Annotated in this window: 22 protein-coding genes; 10 read left to right on the forward strand and 12 right to left on the reverse strand. The window is 50.4% G+C overall.

Annotated elements, in window-relative coordinates; all coding sequences use genetic code 11:
- The first annotated feature begins 44 nt into the window (after positions 1 to 44).
- Entirely contained in the window at positions 45 to 1,439 is a 1,395-nt protein-coding gene (locus Mal48_RS19905; protein ID WP_145203845.1) for a DUF1501 domain-containing protein, read from the forward strand.
- Positions 1,440 to 1,539: 100 nt separating this feature from the next.
- Positions 1,540 to 2,367: a DUF1294 domain-containing protein gene (locus tag Mal48_RS19910; protein WP_145203848.1), complete on the forward strand. Its 828-nt coding sequence runs from the start codon at positions 1,540 to 1,542 to the stop codon at positions 2,365 to 2,367.
- A gap of 125 nt (positions 2,368 to 2,492) precedes the next feature.
- Here Mal48_RS19910 and Mal48_RS19915 read toward each other — a convergent pair whose 3' ends face one another.
- From Mal48_RS19915 to Mal48_RS19935, 5 genes are all read right to left on the reverse strand, one after another.
- Positions 2,493 to 3,335, reverse strand: coding sequence for a sulfite exporter TauE/SafE family protein (locus Mal48_RS19915; protein ID WP_145203851.1), 843 nt, complete (start codon positions 3,333 to 3,335; stop codon positions 2,493 to 2,495).
- A 687-nt stretch (positions 3,336 to 4,022) separates the two neighbouring features.
- Positions 4,023 to 4,220 (reverse strand): carbon storage regulator, encoded by a 198-nt coding sequence (locus Mal48_RS19920; protein ID WP_145203854.1) that lies wholly within the window; start codon positions 4,218 to 4,220, stop codon positions 4,023 to 4,025.
- A 1,560-nt stretch (positions 4,221 to 5,780) separates the two neighbouring features.
- Positions 5,781 to 6,494: a 3-keto-disaccharide hydrolase gene (locus Mal48_RS19925; protein ID WP_145203857.1), complete on the reverse strand. Its 714-nt coding sequence runs from the start codon at positions 6,492 to 6,494 to the stop codon at positions 5,781 to 5,783.
- A gap of 75 nt (positions 6,495 to 6,569) precedes the next feature.
- Positions 6,570 to 7,058, reverse strand: coding sequence for a 3-hydroxyacyl-ACP dehydratase FabZ family protein (locus Mal48_RS19930; RefSeq protein WP_145203860.1), 489 nt, complete (start codon positions 7,056 to 7,058; stop codon positions 6,570 to 6,572).
- A gap of 152 nt (positions 7,059 to 7,210) precedes the next feature.
- Positions 7,211 to 8,170, reverse strand: coding sequence for an HAD family hydrolase (locus tag Mal48_RS19935; protein WP_145203863.1), 960 nt, complete (start codon positions 8,168 to 8,170; stop codon positions 7,211 to 7,213).
- Between the two features lie 412 nt (positions 8,171 to 8,582).
- Between Mal48_RS19935 and Mal48_RS19940 the strand changes: the two genes are divergently transcribed.
- The 3 genes from Mal48_RS19940 (at position 8,583) to Mal48_RS19950 (ending at position 11,495) form a co-directional block, all read left to right on the forward strand.
- Positions 8,583 to 9,746, forward strand: a complete 1,164-nt coding sequence (locus tag Mal48_RS19940) for a DUF1501 domain-containing protein (RefSeq protein WP_145203866.1) — start codon at positions 8,583 to 8,585, stop codon at positions 9,744 to 9,746.
- A 129-nt stretch (positions 9,747 to 9,875) separates the two neighbouring features.
- The gene (locus tag Mal48_RS19945; protein ID WP_197441858.1) at positions 9,876 to 11,003 is read left to right on the forward strand and encodes a serine hydrolase domain-containing protein; all 1,128 of its coding nucleotides are present in this window, start codon (positions 9,876 to 9,878) and stop codon (positions 11,001 to 11,003) included.
- A 198-nt stretch (positions 11,004 to 11,201) separates the two neighbouring features.
- Positions 11,202 to 11,495 (forward strand): hypothetical protein, encoded by a 294-nt coding sequence (locus tag Mal48_RS19950; RefSeq protein WP_145203872.1) that lies wholly within the window; start codon positions 11,202 to 11,204, stop codon positions 11,493 to 11,495.
- Between the two features lie 21 nt (positions 11,496 to 11,516).
- On the opposite strand, the gene Mal48_RS19955 is transcribed toward Mal48_RS19950, so the two are convergent.
- The gene (locus tag Mal48_RS19955; RefSeq protein ID WP_197441859.1) at positions 11,517 to 13,436 is read right to left on the reverse strand and encodes an alpha/beta hydrolase family protein; all 1,920 of its coding nucleotides are present in this window, start codon (positions 13,434 to 13,436) and stop codon (positions 11,517 to 11,519) included.
- Positions 13,437 to 13,778: 342 nt separating this feature from the next.
- On the opposite strand from Mal48_RS19955, the gene Mal48_RS19960 reads away from it, so the two are divergent.
- Positions 13,779 to 14,894, forward strand: coding sequence for a sialidase family protein (locus Mal48_RS19960; RefSeq protein ID WP_197441860.1), 1,116 nt, complete (start codon positions 13,779 to 13,781; stop codon positions 14,892 to 14,894).
- Between the two features lie 895 nt (positions 14,895 to 15,789).
- Here the strand turns inward: Mal48_RS19960 and Mal48_RS19965 are convergent.
- The 6 genes from Mal48_RS19965 to murQ form a co-directional block, all read right to left on the reverse strand.
- Entirely contained in the window at positions 15,790 to 16,377 is a 588-nt protein-coding gene (locus Mal48_RS19965; RefSeq protein WP_145203881.1) for a suppressor of fused domain protein, read from the reverse strand.
- 98 nt (positions 16,378 to 16,475) lie between these two features.
- On the reverse strand, positions 16,476 to 17,072 hold the full coding sequence (locus Mal48_RS19970) for a hypothetical protein (RefSeq protein ID WP_145203883.1): 597 nt from the start codon (positions 17,070 to 17,072) through the stop codon (positions 16,476 to 16,478).
- Positions 17,072 to 17,260 carry a hypothetical protein gene (locus Mal48_RS19975; protein ID WP_145203886.1) on the reverse strand — a complete coding sequence of 63 codons (189 nt, stop codon included), beginning with the start codon at positions 17,258 to 17,260 and terminating at the stop codon, positions 17,072 to 17,074. Before Mal48_RS19975 ends, Mal48_RS19970 begins: the two co-directional genes overlap by 1 nt.
- Positions 17,261 to 17,649: 389 nt before the next feature.
- Positions 17,650 to 18,102, reverse strand: a complete 453-nt coding sequence (locus tag Mal48_RS19980) for a carboxymuconolactone decarboxylase family protein (protein WP_145203889.1) — start codon at positions 18,100 to 18,102, stop codon at positions 17,650 to 17,652.
- A gap of 49 nt (positions 18,103 to 18,151) precedes the next feature.
- Positions 18,152 to 19,117 carry an N-acetylglucosamine kinase gene (locus Mal48_RS19985; protein ID WP_197441861.1) on the reverse strand — a complete coding sequence of 322 codons (966 nt, stop codon included), beginning with the start codon at positions 19,115 to 19,117 and terminating at the stop codon, positions 18,152 to 18,154.
- Complete coding sequence (gene murQ, locus Mal48_RS19990; protein WP_145203895.1) at positions 19,114 to 20,025, reverse strand: N-acetylmuramic acid 6-phosphate etherase; 912 nt, start codon at positions 20,023 to 20,025, stop codon at positions 19,114 to 19,116. The genes Mal48_RS19985 and murQ overlap by 4 nt, the downstream gene beginning before the upstream one ends.
- 135 nt (positions 20,026 to 20,160) lie before the next feature.
- Between murQ and Mal48_RS19995 the strand changes: the two genes are divergently transcribed.
- The 4 genes from Mal48_RS19995 to Mal48_RS20010 all read left to right on the forward strand — a co-directional run bounded on the left by Mal48_RS19995 (position 20,161) and on the right by Mal48_RS20010 (position 24,848).
- A complete protein-coding gene (locus tag Mal48_RS19995; protein WP_145203899.1) occupies positions 20,161 to 21,645 on the forward strand; it encodes a sodium:solute symporter in 1,485 nt (494 codons plus the stop codon).
- Positions 21,642 to 22,901 (forward strand): exo-beta-N-acetylmuramidase NamZ family protein, encoded by a 1,260-nt coding sequence (locus Mal48_RS20000; protein ID WP_197441863.1) that lies wholly within the window; start codon positions 21,642 to 21,644, stop codon positions 22,899 to 22,901. The genes Mal48_RS19995 and Mal48_RS20000 overlap by 4 nt, the downstream gene beginning before the upstream one ends.
- 90 nt (positions 22,902 to 22,991) lie before the next feature.
- Entirely contained in the window at positions 22,992 to 24,173 is a 1,182-nt protein-coding gene (locus Mal48_RS20005) for an exo-beta-N-acetylmuramidase NamZ family protein (RefSeq protein ID WP_197441864.1), read from the forward strand.
- 117 nt (positions 24,174 to 24,290) lie between these two features.
- A complete protein-coding gene (locus Mal48_RS20010) occupies positions 24,291 to 24,848 on the forward strand; it encodes a M50 family metallopeptidase (protein WP_145203902.1) in 558 nt (185 codons plus the stop codon).
- Positions 24,849 to 24,941: the final 93 nt, after the last annotated feature.

Genomic DNA, 24,941 nt, shown 5'->3' on the forward strand with positions numbered 1-24,941 from the left:
CAGTCACAATCCACCAGTGTCATAATTATCCACGGTCTGAATCGATGAACATCAATCCTTTTCAACCACCAATCTCCCGCCGCAGCATGCTGCAGCAACTTGGAAGCACTCCCGGAATGATCGGGGCCGCCGCTTTCCTGTCCCAGCAAAGCCTCAGCGAGGCCGCCTCAGCTGGGAATGCAGCAGGGTGCCACTTCCCACCGAAGGCCAAGCGGGTGATCCACCTGTTCATGAATGGTGGACCGTTTCAGGCAGATCTCTTCGACCCGAAACCGGCTTTGGAAAAATTCGCAGGCCAGCGTCCCCCAGGCGCCGACCTGGTGACAGAACGCCCCACAGGTGGACTGCTCCCGTCTCCATTCAAATTTCAGCCACGCGGAGAGAGTGGTGTGCCTGTGAGCGAACTGCTCCCACTGTTAAGCCAGCACATCGATGACATCTGCGTTCTCCGCTCGCTGCATGCCGACAATCCCAACCATGGTCCGGCATTGCTGCAAATGAATAACGGAAGCATTCTTCCCACCCGCCCCAGCATGGGCGCCTGGTTCACATATGGGCTCGGCACCGAAAACCAGAACCTGCCCGGATATGTGGTTCTCTGTCCGGGACGACCGGTGCGGTTTTCAATTTTATGGAACAGCGCGTTCCTGCCATCTGCGTATCAAGGGACTTACATCAACCACTCTTCGATTGAGCCTTCGAAGATGATTCCCCATCTGCGAAACACAAAATGGGACCAGTCGACGCAACGGCGACAACTCGAACTGATGCGCCAACTCGATGCCGAAGTTCAAAGTCGAACTGGAGAAGATCAGGCATTTCAGGCGAGGCTTCAATCGATGGAAACCGCCTTTCGCATGCAGTTTCAGGCCAGCGACGCATTTGAACTCAAGGAAGAGTCCAAACAGACTCGTGAGGACTATGGAGACGGACACTTTTCAAATGGATGCCTGCTGGCACGCCGACTCGTCGAACGAGGCGTGCGATTTGTGCAAGTCTATTATGGAAACGGACAACCCTGGGACACACACTCTGGTCACGACGATAAAGTCCCCAAGCTTTGCAAAGACATCGACCGTCCGATTGCCGCTCTTCTCGGCGATCTGAAACAGCGGGGATTGCTCGAAGACACACTTGTGATGTGGGGAGGCGAGTTCGGAAGAACTCCGACGTCGGAAAATGGGAATGGTCGTGATCACAACCACCACGGGTTCGCAATGTTCCTGGCTGGCGGTGGCGTCCGTGGCGGAATGACCTACGGAGAGACAGACGATTTCGGATTCAAGGCGGTCCACAACAAAATGCACGTTCACGACCTACACGCCACGGTGTTGCATCTCCTCGGATTGGACCACGAACGACTCACCTACCGCCATGCCGGCAGAGACTTCCGACTGACTGATGTTCATGGAAATGTCGCGCACGACATCATTGCGTGATGTAAATTCAATTACGGACCAGACGAGCGAGTAAAGCGAGGGACTTCTTCAAGATCACTATCGGCGATCAGCTTCGGATCTGGCCTCGTGACAAGGATCGATGAAATCAAAAAAACTCTTCGCGAGGACAAAACGGGCACAAAGAGCATTGAGAAAGTTCCAACCAGGCAAAACAGCTGGCGAACCGGTCTCTACGGGCCTTGTAGATATTGAAAGAGTTCCATTTCCCATGCGACATCAAGGCAAGCTCACACGTTGGAAAGACGAGCAGGGTTACGGGTTTATCGTTCCAGACGAAGGCGGGGAGGACGTCTTTGTTCACATAAAGTCGTTCAAGCACCGTCAGCCAAGACCGGTCGAGAACGATACCGTTTCGTATGTCGTCGCTACCGATCCCGATGGGCGACTGCAAGCAGAGCAGGTTGTCCTCCCCAATAGAATACGGCCTCGACGTAGGAGGCACATTCAGGCTTGCAGCTTCAACTTTATTTTTGCTGCCCTCTTCTTCGCTTTCCTGATCACGATGTCAGCTGCTCATCGCTTGCCTGTCGAAATGGTGAGCGTTTACCTGATCATGAGTGCGGTCTCATTTTCAGCTTATGCGATCGACAAAAGGGCAGCGATCCACGGAAACTGGCGCACACCGGAAACAACACTTCATTTACTCGATCTATTTTGCGGCTGGCCGGGTGGACTGGTCGCTCAACCGGCACTGCAACACAAAACGAGCAAGCGGCCATTCTTGTTCACAACCTGGCTTGTTGTAACCCTGAATTGCACTGTTGTACTCTGGACGGTATTCCCGCAAGGGAACAGACTCCTGCGTTCTATTCCTCAATATCTCGAAGCGAAAGAGAAGAGCTCTCCGAAGGTTGAGGGCGACCAATCAGATTTTGGAATCCAGATCATTCCAAATCATTCGGATTGAGGCCAACTTGCCCGAGTTCTTTAGCCTGATTGTTTTTCAATCCTTTGGATGCCTCAAATAATCATTCGCACAACAACTGCATCACCAGATCATGGAGCTTGCCGTTTCCTCGAATAATGAAATCGTTATCGCGAGGCAGAGATCGACAGGCGAATGGCGACGAAGATAGCTGTACAGATCGCGAGAATCCCGAAGTTTCTGCGAAGTTGCTGAGAGCCTAGCCGCCGGCCAATACTCGAACCGACCCTCGCTCCGATGGTTCCTCCGGCAAGGAGAGCTGCAACAAGTTTTATGTCGACATTTCCCGACCAGGCATGCAAAATCGTCGACTGAAACGAGACGAGCCATACGACAACCATGGACGTCACCACAGTTTTCTGAGCGTCGACAGCAAACAGATACAACAGTCCGGGAACAATGAGCAACCCGCCGCTGATCCCAAGTAACCCCGAGAGAAAGCCGACTGAAACTCCGAACCAGACAAACATCGGAACCGACAAAGTTCGATTGTTCCAATCTCGAATTCGAATGACCGGTGGAAGCAAAATGCGATTCAACCAACCGCGAGGAATCGGTCGAAAACGTGTCGCTCTCTCACTCTCCCATAAAGAAAACATCCCGAGAGCACTCAGTAACCCGAGATAGACTCGCAGCACCAAAGTCTCGGCATCAATCGAAACTGTTTCTGAGTGAGTGAAGAAATTGAGCGTCGATCCACCCAGAAAGACTCCAACGGAAAGGCCTCCGGACAGAATGAGCGGGAGTCTCCAACTCGTCCATTGAACGTTGCGGTACAAAAGTGCTGTCGTCGCAGGGCCAAGGACATAGCTGACCACCGAACCAACAGCGATGTTCATCGGAATCCCTAATGCCGAATTCAGCACGGGAACCAGAATGAAGCCTCCGCCGACCCCAAAAATTGCGGAGATCGCGCCCACAAAAAAAGCAACAACTATAGCTAAGATCATTTCCACGAATCAGTGAGCTTCCGGCGCGTCAGAATGAAAGCAGGATTGTGGAGCATGTTGCCCAGAGTTGCAATCAGAAGCAACCAGCAATTTCCTATTCAAATTTGATAATCAGAATAAGAACTATCCCGAGGACGTTTGTCTTTTTTTAAGCTTCGCTCCAGGAGCTCGAAGAGTTGATGAACGATCACTCCCCAAGCGACGGGAAGCAGCAAACAGGCGATGACAAAAAAGAACTGTGGCCACATTACCTTAGAGCCTGCCTGATTGATTGATTGACGTGCGCACATCTGCGCATGTTTGTGAAAGGTCTTAGAGCAGTTTGCCTACCGTGTCACCGCGAGAATGCGTTTCATCAATAAAATTGCTCTCGATTGACCGGGTCTCAATGCAATTCGTGCTTGAATCCCCGTCTGCAGACTCGCAGCTCACGATAGCGTATGAGCTTCAACTCCCTGTGTCAAAGTGAGAGTTGAATTCCCAGCAACGATTGGAAAAGAATCAGAAAACAGCTTTCCGGCATCGTAAATATCCGGAAAGCTGGTCACTCAGTAGTCGCCTGCCTGTCTCTACTGACCAGTTGAAATCATGGCCTCGCAGGGACATAGAGCGTCAAGCGCAGTCCAACACCCTGGCATTCAACGCTCAATAGAGCAGGGGAATCCCAAGGATTCAGCAAATGAATCTTTACGCAGTCGCGAGTTCTCTTACTTCTGCCTCTGCGATCAGCTCCTCGCGGAAAGCAATTTCTCCACGTGCAATTCGGACCGATTTCGGAGCTTCGATTCCAAGCTTAACTCGACCGTTCCCGTTTGAAATCACTTTCAATACGATGTTGTCGCCGATAACAATTTCTTCGTTAGTTTTGCGTGTAATGACCAACATAGTTTACATCCTCATGTAATTGCCGCACATCCATTGTGCAACGCTGTAACTCTATTTGAAATGTTATTCGTAAGCAGTGTGGTAATTCACAAATGCCACAGTTTTTTTCTCCGAATGCTCATTCCATGGCATAGCAGCCTCACCAGACGAGATGTTTGTGAATATCTCAAGCCTGCATAAATCAGAAGGCGTCGAGAATTCGACGTTGTGTCAAATGCCTTTCCTCCGTGAATGGGTCTGGCACACACTCTCTGATTCGCTGCTTCTCACTTATTATTTGACGAGCAGTCGATTTGGCTGGACATTTCAATTCTCAGCCGTGTTTGAGATGAAATCGGTTCCGTAAAAAAAGCAATGATTTCTTCACTTCAATAGACCTGAAGAGCGATCGAAGTTTCATCCGCTCTAGAGCAGTTTGCTCTACCGTGTGCCCGTGAAGAACGCATTTCTCTAGTGAAATGCTGTTTGCCACGAGGCAGATCCTGCGAACTAATCGATAGATGCTCTAACAAAAACCAAAGCAGACGATTGAAACTGAGTGATTCACAGTGATTCACAACGATTTCAGTACAAAGCCTTGGGGTAAATCGTTTTGCCGGGGCATCCTTAGTAAGTGATCACGATTTCAGGTTTATTTATATCGCTACTTAAAATTCAGAACAGTTTTTCAATCTCATCGTTTACGAGAATCTCGTAACACTACACCGCGTCACTATTCGGGAGATGGCGGTGAGCTAAAAAACAAGAGCGGTGTTCACGCAGGTCAGCTAGAGCGCGGCAAAGATGGGGCATTGTTCGCCAGTCGGAGTATCCAACCGAACGCAGCAATCCATGCTTGTGCCGAATCGTCTTCATGACTATTCCGTAATTGAGGGTGACCTTCAAACTCTGTGATTCGAACGACTGTGGTAGTTAAAGCACTTAGGAACGAAAACTCAAGTTTCTCTGAAAACTTCCCCAAACATGAAAGACTTGACTCTCAAAATCTGGAGTTGAAAAGCTTGAGAACGTTCACCAGTTCGTCCGTCGGCCCAGATAGTATACAAGTGTTCCTTCGCTGTCAAGCAAATCTTGAATGTCGAGATTCGTTTTTCATGCGGCACCAGACACGAAACCGACAACAACACGCCGTAAACTACTAATCTAAAACAGGTTACGAACCAACAACCAGACCGTAAACCTGCGACCAGCACCTTGCGAAATTTCATGCAGCCCCAGAATCGCAAACTGGATGCGAGGTTCAGACTTTTCCAGGAGAGCCGTTTTTCACTTCCACAAAGAGGGTGATAGTGCAGCTTGGCCCACATTGCCCTCGCTCTTTTTCTGCCTCGTAGTGACCTAAGAAAGAATATTCAGGCAGAAGCAGAACTGAAACAGAAATTGGGGAGCATGTACGAAGCAGAGGCATTGAGAATCGCGGAAATTCAGATTCAACAGGAGTAATCCTGACAACTCCTGTTGAATCGAATCCGATACAGTTTCCGACCTTGAGATGACCTCTGACTCAGCAATTGGTCAAATGGTCGCTGCCGAATCAAAACGGTTGGTTCCGCAATCAATTCACGGAAGTTCGCGAAGTCGCAGGTTGCGGAATTCAATCGGTGAGCCTTCTGCCTCCAAGCAGATGTAGCCACTTCTTGGATTACATTCATTCCCACCGGAGACCTCTTCTCCGTTCACCCACAGGCGAACCTCTCCATTGATGGCACGAATGTAATAGTGATTCCATTGATCAACCCCTTTGCTCAGGTTTTTTCGAGGGAAGCTTCGCTGACCATTCGGACTGAGAGGCGGAAACGGCTTCATCGTCGATTTTCCGACCGCAAAGACGTCTCCATTTGTCGTGAACCAATCGGCATCTTTGCCTGTTCGTTCTTTGAATTTTGTTGCGTAACCGTGATCGAGAACCTGAATTTCGATCCCTCCAGATGGAAGCTTGTTGGGAGGTAAATCAGTCAGCGCACTTTCAGGAACCCAGATGAATGAACCGGAGTTGCCGCCAGATTTCCGATGCCGCCATTCGTAGACGAGCTCAAAGTTTGTGTACTGCTTGATTGTTCGGTTGACGCCGATGGGCTTTCCTGTCGAAAAGACCATCCCATCTTTGAACGTCCAAGTCTCCTCATCACCGTTGACGTCAGCAAAGTCCTTTTCTCCCAAAGCTCGCCAGCCTGGGCCATTCCCGTCAACAAATGCTTTGGGAAGTTCCTTCTCCTCGGCCTGAACGAGAGAACAACTAACGAGAAAAGCAACAAGGCATCCAATCCGACGCATAGAAAGATCCTCAGTAAGGTTTCAATTCGAAATTGAGAGAACGTGACGTGGTTAGGTCTGTTCAGTGATGAGCCATTACCGGCTAATCGGGACTCCAATCATAGAGCCGTTGTAGACCATTTTCCCATCGACGAAGCCTTGAAAATCAAATTCTGCGAGACGCTTCTTTTTCACCTTCGTGCATTGAGCACAGATAATGAGTCGACTATTCGGGTAGACGGGGCGTCGAAATCGGACTTCGTTCATTCCGCCAAACCCCAGATAATCACCTGCTTCAAGAAGGTCGTACTTGCGAGCATAGAACCCCGCAAGTTGCGCGGCAGCTTCACAAAGCATGACACCCGGCATGAGAGGAAACCCGGGCATATGCCCCTGAATCCAAAACTCATCGTCTGTCACTTCTTTGAATCCGACGAGGCCATGGTTGTCACGGTCAATATGGACAACGCCTGAAAGCTGTTCCATCTCATGACGCTGAGGATTGACCTTGCGGACATCATTGAGATCAAAGAGTGGCTTTTCGTAATTGAATTCGGTGTAGTCGTAAAGGGCTTTAGCTGGCATGGAATGCTTTCAAGCAGTGTTCTATCTAATGGTTCATTCAGGCTGGATTCGGTTCCAGCTACGTATCGAATGCAGGTTGACAAGCCTGCGGAAAATTTGACTTGAGTATTTCAATGAGACCTAACGAGTCAACTCGTGAGTGTGACTCGGTTTTAAACTTGCAGGATATCGCGAACCTGAGCAATCTCGGAGATCAACCGATCGGGTTTCATCTCGGGATCACGTACATCGCTGGCTGTCACCTTGCAAGCCGATTTATCAGCTGCAAAAAGGGCCGTTCGGAACCCTATCTTTTTCGCAACTGCCAGATCGTCTTTTAACCGATGACTCACATGCAAGACTTCTTCAGGTTGAATTCCGATCTTCTTGAAGGACTCTTTAGCGGATCGATAAAGCGATGGCGATGGCTTCCTGATTTTTTGCTGGTACGAAATTGTCATCAGACTCGCAGAAAGGACCTCCGCCAAAGACGCAAACGATCCCTGATGCTTCAGGGCATGTAATAGCTGCGGAATGGTAAAGACCTGTCCATCTGCGATCAAACCTTGTCGGATTCCTGCATCCGTCAGATGAGCGAGAGTGTCTCGACTTCCCTTGACTGCTTCCGCCCCCTGTAAACTGGCATGAAAGAAGTAGGCAATTTTCGCAGCGAAATCATCGACGTCTCCATATTTTCCCTGATCGTAAGTGTACTCTTTCAGTTCAAGCTTGCCGATCACCTTCTTCCAGATTTGAGCAGAATCAACCTCTGGAAAATCTCCTTTCTGCTTGGAAGAGACCATCCCGAGGTCTTCTCGAATGCGATTATAAATGATCAGCATCCCTTCCCAGGGTTGCCCCTTGCGGCGCGTCATGCTGTTCCACATGTTGAACTCTTTAATTGTCTTCTCAAGAGCGATTTGCATGCGAATTTCCTGCTCATGGTGATGCAGCAAAACTCCCTGTTCGATTTGCAACAGAGTCCCATACACCGACCATGTCACAGCTTTGATCCCCGGAAGCGGCTTGAGCGACGGCGTCACTTTCATCGGCACAATGGCTGGAGGATTCGGCCAGATCAAATCTGACCGTTCGTGGAGTTCGTCAATATAAGCAGCCAGGGAAAGTCCCATGGAAAGTTCCTGAGAAATGTGTCGTTGAGGCACCCCACTATGAATCGTTCAGCGATTGAACTCAAGTGTGAATTTCTTCGACACGTGTGGCGTCCCTCGATGAAGTCAGGAATGTGAGTTCCAAGGGCACAGCAAGCCTTGGAGATTTTCACAACTTTACATGGTCCAGCAAGGCCACCACTCAGTATTTCACGTCGAGGCAGAAGGGCAGAGGCTGGAAAAACTCGACTACGAAAGGCTTGAAGCAATGATCTCTGTATTTTGATCGATGTTTGATATACTTCGCCCACTGATCCAAGAACTTGAAAATGATCTCTTGAACACTAAGAAAATGCCTCGATTCAAAGGTATTCGGAGAGACTGATTGATCAGATCCCCGATCCGATTTCCGAGATCATTTGAGGAGCGATGAATGTCTGAACAGAAGAAGCGAGCACTCGACTCGGTCTCACGCAGAAGTTTTCTGGCAGTGGGGGGAGTTGGGGTAGTTGGGTTATCATTAGGAGAAGCACGCACCCGGCCTCGGTCGAATTCTCGCGCGGTGATTCAAATCGTCATGAATGGTGGCCCCAGTCAGCTCGATACCTTTGACCCCAAACCCGAAGCCCCTCGAGAAATTCGTGGCCCGATCCGATCAATTGCGACGTCGATTTCGGGAGTCCACTTTGCCGAGTCTCTTCCGAAGTTGGCACAACGTGCAAGCGAGCTGGTCGTTTTGCGTTCGTTATATCATGAATCTGCCCCGATTCACGAAAGCGGAATGCAGCTACTGTTGACCGGTTCGCTCGTGAAAAAAGAACAACAACCGCCCAATATCGGCGTTGTGTTGAATCATGCTCTCAAGCAACATGGAAACGCCCCGGTCTCAGTCCGACTGGGAGGAAAGGTGCAAAAGACCGGGGTTAAAGCCTATCACGGCGATGGAGCAGGGTTCCTCGACCTGGATGATTCGATCCTCATGCCAGACTTGAACACTCTGCAGCAATCCGGCTTCGAGACTCCTCAATTCTCAAAGCTTTCTTCCGCTAAAAAGAAAGCTTTTGGGGAAAATCGATTTGGCGAACTGCTTTGGACTGCGGCTCGACTGATCGAGGCGGGCGTTCAGTATGTTGAGGTCAATACGTTTGATCAATTTGAAGGGAATGTCACTTGGGATGCCCACGGCTGTGCAAAGACCGCACCCGGAACAATTTTTGATTACCGAGACACACTTGGTCCGCAGTTTGATAAAGCAGCTTCAGCGTTGTTTGATGACCTTCAGCGAAGCGGACTGTGGCAACAGACACTCGTCGTGGCGACCGGTGAGATGGGAAGAACCCCTCGCATCAATGAACAGAACGGGCGGGACCACTGGACGGACGTCTGGTCCGGCATGCTGGCAGGTGGTGGACTTGAAGGAGGGCAAGTGATCGGCGAAAGCGACGCCACTGGAGAAGCCGTCAAAAATCATCCGATCCACATCAGCGAGATCGCTGGCCTGATCGGTTCCTATCTCGTCGGCGAATCGCAATTGTCAATTCAGGCAACTGACGATTTAACCTGGTCCCTGCCAAAAGTCGAATCGCTACTAAGTTAGAGCCCCCCTAGATTCGTCTTCACAGACTGACTCGTGGAAAGCAATCTTCACAGGTGCAACAAGCATTGAAAACACTCGACTGAAGACTCTCAGTTCATCAGGACCATCTCAAACATGCGTGAATTTCCAATGAGTGAACTTCAACAGCGACGCCACCAGCTTGCCTTCTTCGTGCTGGGTTGCTTTCTGTTTTCGCAGGCTTCAGAAGCGGAGGAAATCCGGAGAGGACTCTCTGCGAATCAAGTGACTGCGATCGAGAAGAGCATCGCTGCCGAGATGTCGCGTCAGAAGTTAGTTGGAGTCTCAGTCGGAGTCCTCAGAAACGGAGAGATCGTCTTTACTGGAGGGGCTGGACTTTCGAACCGCGAGAAGAAAACCCCAATGACAACGGACACGGTGGTGAACTGGGCATCGAACTCCAAACCGGTCATCGCGATGCTCGCCATGCAGCTTGTGGAACAGGGCAAGCTCGATCTCGACGCCGACGTGCGAAAGTATGTTCCTGAGTTCCCCAGAAAAGATCACACCATCACCACTCGGCAATTACTTTGTCATCAAAGTGGGCTGCCGCATTACAGCAACGGTCGTGTTCTCCCCAGCCCGGGGGCTAGAAACAAACAGGAAGAACTGAACCCGCTTTTCGCCATAAAACGATTCGATCGCTCACCACTCATTTTTGTGCCCGGCACGAAAACAGAGTACTCCTCCCATGCTTACGTTCTCCTCTCTGCTGTCGTTCAACAGGCGGGCGGAGAACCGATCGCTTCGCAACTTGATCAACGAATTCTCAAACTGCTCGGCATGGCTTCTTTCGAACTCGATGTCGCGACTCATGGTCAAAAAGAGTGGGCCATGGGCTATAGAAAGAACTCCGCTGGAAAAATCATCCCCTCTCCGGAACAGGCCAACGCCTGGAAGCATGGCGCGGGAGCGTACAAAAGTAATGTCAATGATTTCTCAAAATGGGCGCAGGCGGTGATGAATCAATCTCTCATCAACGCTGAGACACAACAGCTCATGTGGACGAGGCAAAAACTTTTGGACGGAACGTCATCAAATTATGGACTCGGGGTGCGAGTCGAAGGGAGTGGTCGCAGATTGAAGATCTCGCACAATGGAAGCCAGGCAGAAACAAAAACCCGCATGGTCTTATACCCCAACCAGAAACATGGAGTCGTCGTGATGTGTAACTGCAATTACGCCGACCCAATGGCCATTTCAACGGCTGTTTACAAAGCGCTCAGCACATCGCGATAATGAGGTTTACCGACAACAAACGCATTGAAAACGCTGCATGTTTCCTGACCAATGGTGTGCACCAGCCTGCTCGACCATGTTTCCATGTTGAACCTGCTTCACCAGCAAAACGAGCGTTCGCCAAGAGGCAGAAAGCGAACACCAATCCCACAAGTGCTCTATCACCAGTCGATTTCACCCCCCGGACACCATTAATTTATGTCACTTCTCGAACAGACTGAATCGCGTGACGTCTCGGTTGAAGAGACCTCCAACGATGCTGAACAGGATTCGGTCCTCGGCTATCTGATCGCCAGTGCCGAGCAAATGGTGATCGTGTTCGGTCTGTACATCTTGTCGATTGGTCCGATGTACTGGACTTGGATCGAAGCTAAACATGTCGATGGAAGCCACTTCATCGCAGCCTTTTACGAACCTCTCTGGAAACTCGCGGGCTGGATTCCTCCGCTGGGTGAATGGGTCAACTGGTACGTCTGCCTTTGGATTTACTGAGAGCCTGAACTCCCCGCAGCCTTATTGATTGCTCACTTTGCACGGCAATGCCAAAGATGTCAGCTCCGGGATATCGAATGTTTCCATCAGGCCGAAACAGAACAGTTCGGGAGCCTGGGAAACCGTCATGTCCTGCTCGACGATCTCTTTCAGGCTTTTGAATCCGCCGGTGATCTGTACGGATTGAAACAACTCCGGATTCAGAGCGGCGGAAGTCAGTGCAATCAAGCCTGTCCGTGGTCCGATTGCCTGAACTGTCACAGGCCCCTGATGTTCAGCTTTAACCCATTCCCCAACAGCAGCGACCTGAGCGGCCTGAATTCCCAGTGGCCGTTTGCCAACCGAAGAAACCAGCAATCCATACAGGAAGTCCCGCTTACTGATCTTCGATTCTCCAAAGTAGAACGGATCAATCGCCAGCACTCGCTGACTTTCATTCAGGGACTTCGCGATTGCTTTCGCAGTGCTCCCGCGGCCTTCATCAGCCAGCATGATGACCGTCGATTTGACATTTCCTTCGGGAGTAAATTCCGTAGCCGGAACAGTCCACTCGGTCCCAATTTTCAAACGAACTCCCCGAGCAGAACCGTTCGGGATTTCCAGATCATCACTTTGCACAGCCTGAGCCTGATAAGGCTCCAATCTTAAGACGCTGGCGAGATTGTCTCGCCGTCCTTCGATCGAAAGAATGTGAGGCGCGGGGAGCGATTCCATCAATTTTGTGGCAATCTTGTGAAAGTCGAGATTGTCTTCTGGAATCTCGACGTGCAATTCTTCCTTGGTTTTGAGTTCGTCTTCGGAAGCGATTTCATCAGCCGAATAGTCGTCACTCTCTGCGTAAAAATGATCGCCGAGCATTTTATAAAACTGTTGTCGATTATCGAGCAGGAAGTTATGCGTGCCGGGGTCTTCGTTGACATGTGAGCGAAGATTGCTTCCTTTGCCGTACAAATCAAAGACCGGCTGCGATGCCTGCATCAGAGGAGCCAAAGCATGATCCGCTTTGAAACAGCATTGGTCATCAGCATTGAAAGTGAGCAAAGTGGGGCGTGGAGCTCGCATAGCAGTTAAGTGGTTGTAGTCCGCAACCATCGCCAGATCGACCGGCGTTTGCTCAGAGTCACCCAAGTCGGAGATGAATTCCGCCCGGGTCACGTAGCTGGAATATCCTGCGACCGGATTCGAGAGCGTCACTCGCTCATCGAGTGAGCTGATGAAAATTGTCTGCCAGCCTCCTCCAGAAAGCCCCGCAACAGCAACTCGATTCGGATCGGCATGTGGGTGTTCCAGAAGGATATCAAGACCGCGTGTCATGTAGAGATAATGCAGTGCGACACCGCTTGTTCCGCAAAGATCGATTTGATTACTTTTGTAGTGATTGAATCCCGGCGTTCTTAACTGCCCCATTCCCAACCATTCGACATTCAATGCGAGCATACCTCGCTTCGCCTGATTGATGCAGCGAATCTGCTTGTAGTCGGCAACTTTTCCGTCGCCATCGTGACCATTCACGTTCATCACAACCGGAACTTTTCCTTCGATGTTGTCAGGCTCGTAAAGGACCGCAGGAATCCAGAGGCCGGGGATTGCTTCGTAACGAAGCTTGCGAATCTTGTAGCCAGGCCCGCCTTCAATCGTTTCCAACCACTCGACTTTCTTTTTGGCATCTCGCCAGTTCGCAGCTTCTCCTCGAAAAACAACATCTTTCAACGCAGCTTGCCGACGTCCTTCAATGTATTGCTCCCACGCCTCGACCGTTGTGACTTCTGGCATCGGCAGAACGCGAGCTTCGGTGAAATCCTGAACTTCATTCCACGCATGATCAACGTCAATGAGCCGATGCTGTAACGCTTTCTCAATGGCTTCGGTCTCTTGGGACCAAGCCGAATTCGCCTGCATGAGAATCAGAAGTGGCAAAGCAAATCGCACAGATCGATACATCGTTGTGGCCTTTGAATTCAGTGGAGGGGAAGAGAGTCTCTTCATACGGATGGGCTTCTGAAAGAATTGCACTGCATCTCAACCCTTTTCGCAAGGCATCACAAAAATTCCGCCCTTGGAGCAGACGCCGTTCATCTCGACCTCGGACCAATTCCCCTCAGGTGATTCAACATTAGCTGCACACAATTTCTTTCCGAAGCGGAAAATTGAGAAAGAATTCATTACGCTCATATTTCTATTGGGAGGTTCATACGATTGGAGAAATCAATGCTGAAGCTGATCTTTGCTTGTTTTACTTTGTCCGTTTTTCTTTGTTCACTTCCTCCTGCGAGCGCTGACACGGTGACAGTATTTCAGTCTGAAACGGAAGGATACAACGTCTATCGCATCCCAGCGATTGTACGGGCAGCCAATGGCGATTTACTCGCATTCTGCGAAGCACGCGAAGGAGGCGATGCCAGCGAAATCGACTTAGTAATGAAACGTTCAACCGACCAGGGAAAGACTTGGGGGAAGCTGCAAGTTGTCCAGGAGAGTGACGATTTCCAGAAACTGTACCCCGGGACAGATGTCACTGTGGGAAATCCGGCACCCGTTGTCGATCTGCTGGACCCTGATCATCCGGGGCGAATCTGGATGCCATTCACGATTGAGAATGATCGTGTGTTTGTCATCTCAAGCGATGATCATGGCGAAACGTGGTCGCCGCGACGCGAACTCACTCAAGATGTAAAACTTCCATCCTGGGGCTGGTACGCCACTGGACCAGTTCATTCGATTCAGTTGATTCACGGAAAGCACAAAGGTCGTTTGCTCATCCCCGCTGATCACCGCTTAGGCGACGCGGGTGCTGATCGCGGCCCCAATGGAGCACAGGCGTTCTACAGTGATGATCATGGTAAAACATGGAAGATGGGAGCGATTGACGACACTTACGAAGATGGGTTGAACTCCAACGAAACGACAGTTGTCGAACTCAACGATGGTCGACTCTACTTCAACACTCGCGACCAAAATGGCAAAGCCCCCGGAACACGTGGGGCTGCCTACAGCAGCGACGGCGGAGAATCATTCGACGCGACCGGAGACAAGGCATACAAGTGGTTCAGTCCGATCACCGAAACTCTCGATCCACCTGTCGTTCAATGTGCATTGTTACGGGCAGCTTCTACGAAGTTGGGAGATTCAAGAAACCTGATTCTCTTCTCCGGCCCTGATGAAAATGGCCCCACCGGAAAAGGCCGCAGCGACCTGCGAATTCGGTATTCGACCGACGAATCGAAATCATGGAAAGACGGCCCATTGATTCACGAAGGCCCGGCAGCCTACAGCGACATGGTCAAGCTCGATTCGCAAGAAGCCCCATTCGGCGTCCTTTTTGAAGCAGGAGATCCCGGAAAATCTGCATACCAGCGAATCGACTTCACCACATTCTCTATTGAATCAAACTCCAACTGAGATTCTAGCGAGGTGGCCCGACCGACTTGTTCGGTTGGGTCGCTTTAGCGACAAGATGAAGTAACTGTAGGGCAGGGCTCCCCTGCCGCAAAGTCAACATAATGGTCGATCTAATAGCATAAAATCTATCACATATAAATAATTAAAAACACATAACATTCGCATTCGCTCCGACACATAGACTACCATTACTCACTGGTAAGCAGGAGAAGAAAACCCCCCTCATCAATGGACTGGTCACCATCTGTGATAAAAGAATGGAAGTCAACGCTGAATCCGCCACGCCCATCCTTACGCTGCACTCCAGTCTGAGCGTGCCACTCGTCCCGATTTTCGACGCGTGCTTTCTCGCGGCAGGGAAGCCCTGCCCTACACTCACTACGATGAGTCTCATTAACCAAATTGTCAAAGAACAATTGTGAATTCGAGGAAAATTCAACGCTTAATCCCGTCAAGCTCAGCCTGACCTACCTTGCTTCCAGCACGAAAACGTAATGAAGTGTGCATGTCCAGCTTCGTTGATAGCACGTCGTTTTTTATGATGCTCTTCAGGCATGTGTGACTCAACCAAATTTCCAAAGATCAATCACGAGCTGCGCGACACGGTCACATAATGCAGAGACGACGACGCCTCGCATTACTCCTACACTCTCCCCCGCTCCGCACGGCTCGCAGAGCCGTGGCACTCCCATATTTCACTCATTCAGTCGGTCCACTCTGCCAGGCACAATCGTGGCACCTCCGTATTTCACTCATTCAACCGGGCCACCCCGCCCGGTGTAAGTCAAGGTGTTTTCACCGATTTCGGAAGCATGGATTGGTTTGACGTAAGTCGTTATTTCTCGTCGCGTGAAAAACTGGATGTTTGTCAAAATTAATTCCCGGAGGCCCTCAATTAAACTACCACATTTCTGTCACGGGAGATAATTTCAAATTCAATGGGATTGAGGTCAATTGCCAGGAGATTAGAGAATTCGACGATGCCATGTTTTTCAATAAACTGACTCTCAGCAGCTGAAATGAGCATCAGATTGTATAGGAAGACTGGAGCCCCCAAGATTGTCAATTCATTTGACAAATTCGAATCTGGTTCGATTCCAGATTCATGAAACAGGATGTGCGTCCACGGGGTCTCGGGGAAAACCGGTCTTGGAGGTGCTCCATGCGGAATTATATCTCCATGATTAATGTCCAGGCCACGCCCAACTATGACCTTGGCACACAGATGCAGAAGTTCTGCGTAGAACTCGTCAAACTCTTTAGAGTATAAGACTAATTCCGAGCGGCCGAACTGCGAATCATGCGATTGAAAACTCGCGAGACCAGAGGTCAAGAACGTAAAGAACTCTCTCCCAGTCGATTCGGGACAAAACACAAATACTGAAACCGGAAATTTTACGTTGGGTAGTCGAGTTTGAACAATCTTGTCTGGTTCTCCCCAAAGAGTTTCAAAATAAGGATTACATTTTGGAAGGCGATTCATAATTTCTCCCGCTGTGCGTTGAGTATTGAGAGGGGATATTTCGCCGTGCTCTATTTCCTCCCTGGTTATAAGATTCCGGCTTCCTGTTGCTGACCTATTCACTTAGGCTGCCCTCCCGAATCAGCGATATTGACCTTGCCAATCCCAAAACGATAAGGGCAATCGTTCTTCAGCCAATCTTCCAGAAACTCTTTGATCTTCTCGTTGAAAACTAAACCGTGGTACGCTGTGAATCCGAGTTCAAGGTTTTCAACGGATTTTGCAGTGTAAACAGCTTCATGGTCGTCATACACATTTAAGTGCTCGACCTTTCCGCAACAAGAACACTCTTCGATGGCAGGGTCTGCTGCAAGGCGAATAATGGCTTGGTCCATCGCGACAATACCAAGCCAGTCTTTGACAAACTTTAACCCATCGTTTTGAAATCCAACCCAGTAAAAATGTTTGAGAAATGGGGAAAGTTTCTCCGCCATATCACAGTGGAGTGCTGTCACATGAAAACTCGATGCGGACAGGAAACCACTCACATTCGTCTCTGGGGTTTCGCAAGTCAGCCACTGAAGTAAGGTTGGGTTACTCAACTGTCGACAAGATCGGCAAAATGCCGATGTCTTCCAGTTAGGGTTCGTTAGTAAATTAACATGAATGAACTCATTCTCGTCAAATGGTGCCAGATAAAAAATGTCAGGATTCACTAAAAGCCTCCTCCAGGTCCAATATTCATGTTTCCAAAAAGATAGTTTTTCCAAAATGCACCGGAGACATCGTACCCCGGATGGAGTGTGTCAAATTTATTGGACGCCTTGACTATAGAATTGTATGCTCGTTCCAACTCATTGCCTTTGGCATTCGCAAGCCATCTTTGAGACTTTTTGGCACTCATCCCAATGAGTTCCTTCAGGCCTGCATTTCGCAGTAACTGTAGGGCAGGGCTCCCCTGCCGCAAAGCCAACACAATGGTCAACCCAATAGCATAAAATCTACCATCAATGAATTCTTAAAACCACACAATATTAACATTCGCTCTGACACCTAGACTACCATTATTCACTGGTAAGCCGGAGAAGAAAACGTCCTTCTTCAATGGACAGGTCACCATCTGTGATAAAAGAATGGAAGTCAACGCTGAATCCGCACGCCCATCCTTACGCTGCGCTCCAGTCTGAGCGTGCCACTCGTCCCGATTTTCGACGCGTGCTTTCTCGCGGCAGGGAAACCCTGCCCTGCACTCACTTCAACCTGATCGAGCAATCTGCCCCCAGCCACCAGTCGTCACTCTTTGACAGGATAACGGCTTGAGATGGCAATGCGGTTCCATGTATTAATGACAACGGCAAGCCACTCAATGGCTGACATTTCTTCTCCGGAAAGGTTGGCTGCGGCTTGCTCGTAGATTGCATCAGGCAGCTGGCCTTCAGAGATCAGGGTGATTGCCTCCACAAGCTCCAGCGCAGCACACTCTTTGGGGCTGAAGTATTCAGTCTCTTTCCATACGGGAACAACTGCCACACGGTCAGCAGACTCCCCGTTGGCAAGTGCATCCCGTGTGTGCAGCCTGACACAGAATGCGCATTGATTAATCTGAGAGGCACGCAAGCGTAAGAGATGCGAAAAGCCTACGGCAATTCCTGCATTGGTTAAAGCATTAGAGGCAAGCCGGTCAAGCTCAATGACTGCCTGATACAGCTCAGGGGCTGATTTGCCAAGATTCACTCTTTCGGACATACGTTCCCCTTATTTTGCACGGTTAACATAAAGTATTAAACGTCGCTGTTCACTGCTCGCTGTCATTCGCATTAAGAGCAATGGCTACCGCTCCGGCGACCGGCTCTTTCACGATAGTCATAAACTGTTCCGAGAGTGCGAGTCTGCGCTGAAGTTTCTCGACAAATGCCTGCTGATGCACAAATACGCCACCAGCAAGAGCAAGTTGGGCCTCACCCAAATTCAATCCAAGTTTAGCAGCGAGACACTCCACCATTGTTGCGAGTTCATTGGCAGCTTCATCGATGATGCTGTGAGCGACCTCATCATCAGACAGCGAAAAGACAATACCGGAGAGTCCAGCAATCACCTCGCGACTCAACTTGTCACCATAAATTTTTCCGATCAACTCTGAAGCCTCAGCGATCTGAAAATGCTCTAGAAAGGCTGACAAGAGTCGAGTTCGCGGACCGCGATCGTCGGCAGCTTTCGTAGCAGCTTGTAGACCGGCGAGTGCGATTTGATATCCGCTTCCCTCATCACCAAACAGATACCCCCAACCGCCTGACCTTGCGATGTCACCTTCCGTATTTCGTCCCCAGGCAAACGATCCCGTTCCGGAAATCAGTGCAATTCCAATTCGTTCTGGGCTGGCAGCCGCCAGGATCGGTTGAGCATCGTCCGTTACAACCACATTCGTTGCGAGGCCAAGTCCGCTTGCCCATGCTTTCAAACGAACTTGCTCTTCGACACGCCCCGCGCCCGCCGCACACAAGCAAAGTGTGAAGACAGATTTTTTTGGCAATTGAGCATCTAAAAATGCGTCTTCAATGGCTGTTTGAATTTGCTGGCAGGCAGCATCAAAGCCGACAGCCCGTGGGTTCCCCGGTCCGGCATGCCCCTTGCCGATTGGCTGCTGAGTCTTTTGAAATTCAGAATCCGCCAGCCACGCAGTTGTCTTCGTTCCACCGGCGTCAACGCCGATCACCAATTCACCGATGGTCGGGCTCTGGTCACTTTCCTGAGGTTCATTCACTCTTGCAAATCCTCCTCTAAAGCCAACCGGAGCTGTCCACCATGTTTTTCTAGAAGGGTCCGCGCAGCTTGCGGGGAGACGTTCTTTCGCAACATCACAACAGTTGTTTTCAATTCACCATCACATTTTTTGAGCTCTTCCTCAGCCTGACCTTCTGTGATGCCTGCCAATGCAGCAGCGATACGTCGACTACGTACGATTAACTTAGAGTTACTCGCTCGCAGGTCGACCATGTAGTTTCCGAATGTTTTCCCGAGTTGGACCATGGTCCCGGTCGAAATCATGTTCAAGACCATTTTCGTCGCGGTCCCCGCTTTCATGCGAGTCGATCCGCTGATGATTTCAGGACCGACGACCGGAGCGAGCATCAGATCAGCATGAGATGCCATTTGTGAATTCTCATTACAGACGAGTCCAATCGCATAGGCCCCAACTTCTCTGGCGTAATCGAGAGCACCAATGACGTACGGAGTCCGCCCGCTACTTGCAATTCCGACGAGAACATCCTTGCCGGTTAGGTCGATCGCTTTTAAATCGATCACAGCGGCCTCAGGATGATCCTCAACTCCTTCAGCTGCCTTGCGAAGTGCTGTGTCTCCCCCAGCGATGAGCCCCACGACCATTTCGGCAGGGGTGTTGAAAGTCGGAGGACACTCCGATGCGTCTAAAACTCCCAGACGCCCGGATGTCCCCGCTCCAATGTAAACGAGTCTCCCTCCGCTGCGAATCCGCCCGGTCGCCACCTCGATGGCCTTCGCGATTGAGTCCGCTTCGCGTGCAACCGCCTCTGCGATTTTCGCATCTTCAGCGTTCATCAGCTGTACGATTTCCAACGGAGAAAGCGTATCAATTTTCTCTGATAACGGATTGATTGCTTCTGTCGTGAGTGAGGAGGACTCTTTCATAATTCACTGATTTTTTCTGGCTGAAGATGCCGCTGGCTCGAGAAATTCTGAGTTGCAAAATGCGAAAATCGGAGTTCTTCCAGAGTATCGAAATCAATCACAACAAACTACAACATGCAGCAAGGAAAATTATGAATAATGAGTGCAGAACTTGGCCCCATTGATGTTGTCGTCCTGATCTCGCTGCTGCTGGCAGCGATTGCGATTGGGTTCTGGTCCGGCCGAAAGAACACCGATGTCGAGTCATATTTACTCGGTGGGAGATCACTCCCCTGGTGGGCGATTCTCGGTTCGATTGTCGCCACCGAAACAAGCACCGCGACGGTCTTGAGTGTGCCGGGTGTTGCGTTTGGCGATGCCGGCATGAAGTGGCTGCAAATCGCCTTTGGCTACATTGTCGGCCGAATGGTCGTCGTGCAAGTCTTCCTGCCGTTGTACTTCAAAGGAAAATTGCTGACAGCGTATCAGGTTCTTGATTCGCGGTTCGGAACAGCAACAAAAAGAACAGCGTCACTTCTCTTTTTAATCACGCGAAACCTGGGAGATGGGCTGCGGTTATTTCTGGCGGGGATTGTCTTGCATACTCTGCTGGGATGGCCGTTTGTGAACTGTGTGATCGCAATGGGCGTGGTGACGATTTTTTACACGTTCTTCGGGGGGCTGCGATCTGTGGTCTGGAACGACTGCATTCAGTTCGTCATTTATATGCTCGGAGGCGTCGCAGCCCTGTTCATCATCGCCAGCCAAGTTCCCGAAGGATGGTCGCAAATCTGGACTTTTGCCGAGACCACTGGAAAGCTCAAGATCATTGAAACGAAGTTTCTAATTTCCGATCCCTACAACATCTGGGCAGGAATGATCGGTGGGGCAGTCCTGACCATTGGGACACACGGAACCGATCACATGATGGTTCAGCGATACCTGAGTGCTCGCAGCCAAGGCGAAGCTGGGCGAGCTGTCTTTTTGAGTTCGCTCGTTGTCTTAGTGCAATTTGCACTCTTTTTGTTTATCGGTGTTGAATTGGCCTGCTACTATTCACTGGACGGAAATGTCGCTCCTGAAAAAGCAGATCAGGTCTTTGCACACTTCATTGTGAATCAATTTCCTCGCAACACCGGCTTGATCGGTTTGATTCTGGCAGCAATTCTGGCAGCGGCGATGTCGACACTTTCCAGCTCGCTGAACGCTTCTTCTTCAGCATTCCTCAACGACTTCTATGTCCCCAACTGTCAAACACCTCCAGATGATCATACACAACTGACGATCTCACGCTGGCTGACGGTCGCGTTCGGTGTGCTGCAAATCGGAATTGGTGTTTGGGCAATTTCACTTGAACGAACAGTCGTGAACAACGCTCTGACGATCGCCGGATTCTCCGCCGGGCTGTTACTGGGGATCTTTTCTCTGGGAGTCCTGACAAAACGTGCGAGTCAGAAGTCTGCCATCGGCGGAGCTTTCGTCGGCTTGATTGTCCTGATCATTGTGCAGTTCGTTCTCAAGAATTCCGACGGGAAACCGCTCGTCGCCTGGCCATGGATTGCACTCATTGGCTCGGTGACAACATTCTCCGTGGGGATGCTGATTTCATTCATTTTCCCTCAGAAACAGGCAGTTATTGAATGATGTTCCTATTCCCTCAGCGAGTCGATTCGAACTCGAAACCGCAAGCCAAATCGGCATCGAACTGGTTGCGACTCTTCCTCGTGGTGCTTTGCTTCTCCATGTCGTCTTCTCCAACCTCCGCGGACGATGGTGTTCTCAACGGGATTGATGTCCTGCAACGAGACAAGTTCAAATTACTGGCGGATCAACGCGTCGGTCTCATCACGAATCATACCGGACTCAACCGCGACGGAGTCAGTACGGTCAAGCTGCTGAACGATGCGAAGAACGTTTCGTTGAAAGCACTCTTCAGCCCCGAGCATGGCTTCGAAGGAAAGCTCGACGTTTCAAAAATTGGCGACACAAAAGATCAATCAACCGGTCTCATCGTATTCAGCCTGTATGGAGCGACTCGTCGCCCAACGAAAGAAATGCTCGATGAGGTCGACACACTGGTCTTCGACATTCAGGACATTGGGGCGCGCTTCTACACTTACGTTTCCACGATGGGTGAAGCGATGACTCAAGCGGCTGCGCAAGGAAAAAGGTTTGTTGTTCTCGATCGCCCCAATCCTATCAACGGCGTCAATGTCGCTGGCCCGATGCTCGATGCGGGGGAGGAATCATTTGTCGGTTACCACCACCTTCCAGTTCGTCATGGAATGACGACCGGAGAGCTGGCGATGATGCTGAACAAGGAATTGAAACTCGACTTGAACCTGCATGTGGTGAAGTGCGAAGGCTGGCAACGCGAGCATTTCTGGGACGAAACCAGTCTCGTCTGGGTGAACCCGTCACCGAACATGCGCTGCCTGACGCAGGCTTTGCTGTACCCCGGTATCGGACTGATTGAAACAACAAACCTTTCGGTCGGTCGCGGGACAGATACCCCTTTCGAAGTCATCGGCGCACCCTGGATCAATCCGAGAGAACTGGCTGACGCACTCAATCGCCAAGAGACCCCCGGCGTCAGCTACGTCCCAATTCGGTACACCCCGGACTCAAGCAAGTATAAAGACGAAGAATGTGGCGGAGTGAATATTATCATCACCAATCGCGACCAGTTCGAGCCATTGCGGGTCGGCTTCGAAGTCTCGACGCAACTTCAAAAACTTTACCCGAATGACTGGAAGGGGAAAGACGCCATGCGGCTGTTGGGAAATCGCAAAACGCTCGACGCAATCCTCGCAGGTGAATCTGCTGAGAATGTAAAATCGATTGCAGAACAGGGAGTCGACCAGTTCCTGAAACGACGGGAAGGTTTTCTGTTGTATTGAGAAACACATCTCACTTCTTTCGGATTGTTGTTCAGATTTTCCACGGACACAAAAAACGCGAAAGTGTTTCAGCATGAAATCGAAGACGCTGTGACAAATCACGTAAAAACCGGTCTCGAACGATTCATTAAAGACCCGCCATCGGAACTCAACGAGGCCCGACTCGGGTTGTTGATGAATCAGGCATCGATCGACCCTCAGTACCGCTACGCCTGTGACCGAATCGCAGAACGTTTTCCAGGGCAACTTGTCGCACTCTTCTCTCCTCAGCATGGTTTCTGGGGCGAAGAACAAGCGAACATGATTGAATCGGACCATAGCCTTTCTGGCCCTCTCAACATTCCAGTTCACAGCTTGTATTCAGAAACGCGACGCCCCACGAAGGAAATGCTGGCTGAGATCGATTTCCTCATCGTCGATCTGCAGGACGTCGGGACGCGTGTGTACACATTCATCTGGACACTATTGGAGTGCATGAAAGCCTGTGCTGAGCATGGCGTCCATGTTCTCGTTCTTGATCGACCGAATCCACTGGGCGGAGAAATTGCTGAAGGCCCGATGCTTCAATCGGAATACGTCAGCTTTGTTGGCGGGGCAGAAATCCCGCTGCGACATGGCCTCACAATTGGCGAGTTTGCGAAGTGGATGAACAAGTCCAAATCCATCAACGCGGAACTGACCATCGTTCCGATGCAAGGCTGGAATCGGTCCATGTTCTTTCAGGAAACAAACTTGCCATGGGCGGTTCCTTCACCAAACATGCCACGGCTGGAAACTGCAATTGTCTACCCGGGGCAGGTTCTCCTCGAAGGCACAAACCTCTCTGAAGGACGCGGAACAACGCAGCCATTCGAACTCTGTGGAGCCCCTTGGCTCAACGCCGAAGAGTTCTGCCAAGAAGTCAGCCGTATCGAGCATCCCGGTTTCGTATTGCGACCGATTCGATTTCGCCCGACGTTCGACAAATGGAAAGACCAGGCCTGCGAGGGCGTGTCGATCCACGTCACCGACCCGCAAGCAGCGAGGTCGGTAATGCTCACTGTCTCAATCATTGAAGCAGCCTGCCGACTGGCCCCCAACGATTTCCAATGGCTTGCTCCCCCCTATGAATACGAAACTGTTCTCCCCCCCATCGACATCCTCTTCGGTAACAGCGATCTGCGAACAGAGTTGAAATCAGCCAAAAGACTCGATGAGCCAGCGTTGAACAACTTAGTCGAACTCGACACAGCAGCCTGGTGGAACAGCGTCTCTGAAAGCCTGCTTTACTAGAGCATTCGTCGAATGAACATGCACGACCTGCCTCGTGGAGATGAGTGATTTATCACATAAAAAGCTCTCTTTACAGACACCAGAAACACGAAACCGTTCTACAACTTGCTGCTGACCATGACTCGTAAAAAACGAAAACCAATACCGCCAAGCGATCCGGTGCACACAGATTCGGTGCACACTGGGCCCAGTGCAAAATTGAAAGCGACTGCTTTTCATGAAGCTGGTCACGCAGTCATGGCAATGTTACTCGGACGACCGGTCGAAAAAGTCACGATTGCTCCCGGCCAAATGCAGAGCGGATTGAGTCGACTGGGGGCATGCAAGATGCAAAAAGGAATGCGAAAACCTTCCAGAGATCCACTGGAGGACGAAGTTCTGATTCTCTTGTCCGGGATGGTTGCTGAAAGCCGAGTGACAGGGCGCTATTGCCAATTGGGAGCTTCTCAGGACCTTCACCTCGTCAAAAGTCTCCTCTCGGAAAACCGTGCCACAAACGAACGTCAATTGCAGAGACTTGCACGACGCATGATTGACAAAACTGAAAATCTACTCAGCCGCGCCGAGCCGACTCAGGCCATTGAACTAATCGCTAACGAGTTACTGAAAAATGAAACGATTAGTGGGAGAGCCGTCCGGCATCTCTTTGAAATCTCAAAACAGTCGCATTCGTAACTGATCTTCGACTGTATTGGCATTTTTTCAATCAGTGTTTGAGTTCCTCAATTGCCGAGCAGTCGATGAAACCATGAAAGTGACGTTCACGGA

It is taken from the genome of Thalassoglobus polymorphus (assembly GCF_007744255.1).
GTDB classification, from domain to species: Bacteria; Planctomycetota; Planctomycetia; order Planctomycetales; family Planctomycetaceae; genus Thalassoglobus; species Thalassoglobus polymorphus.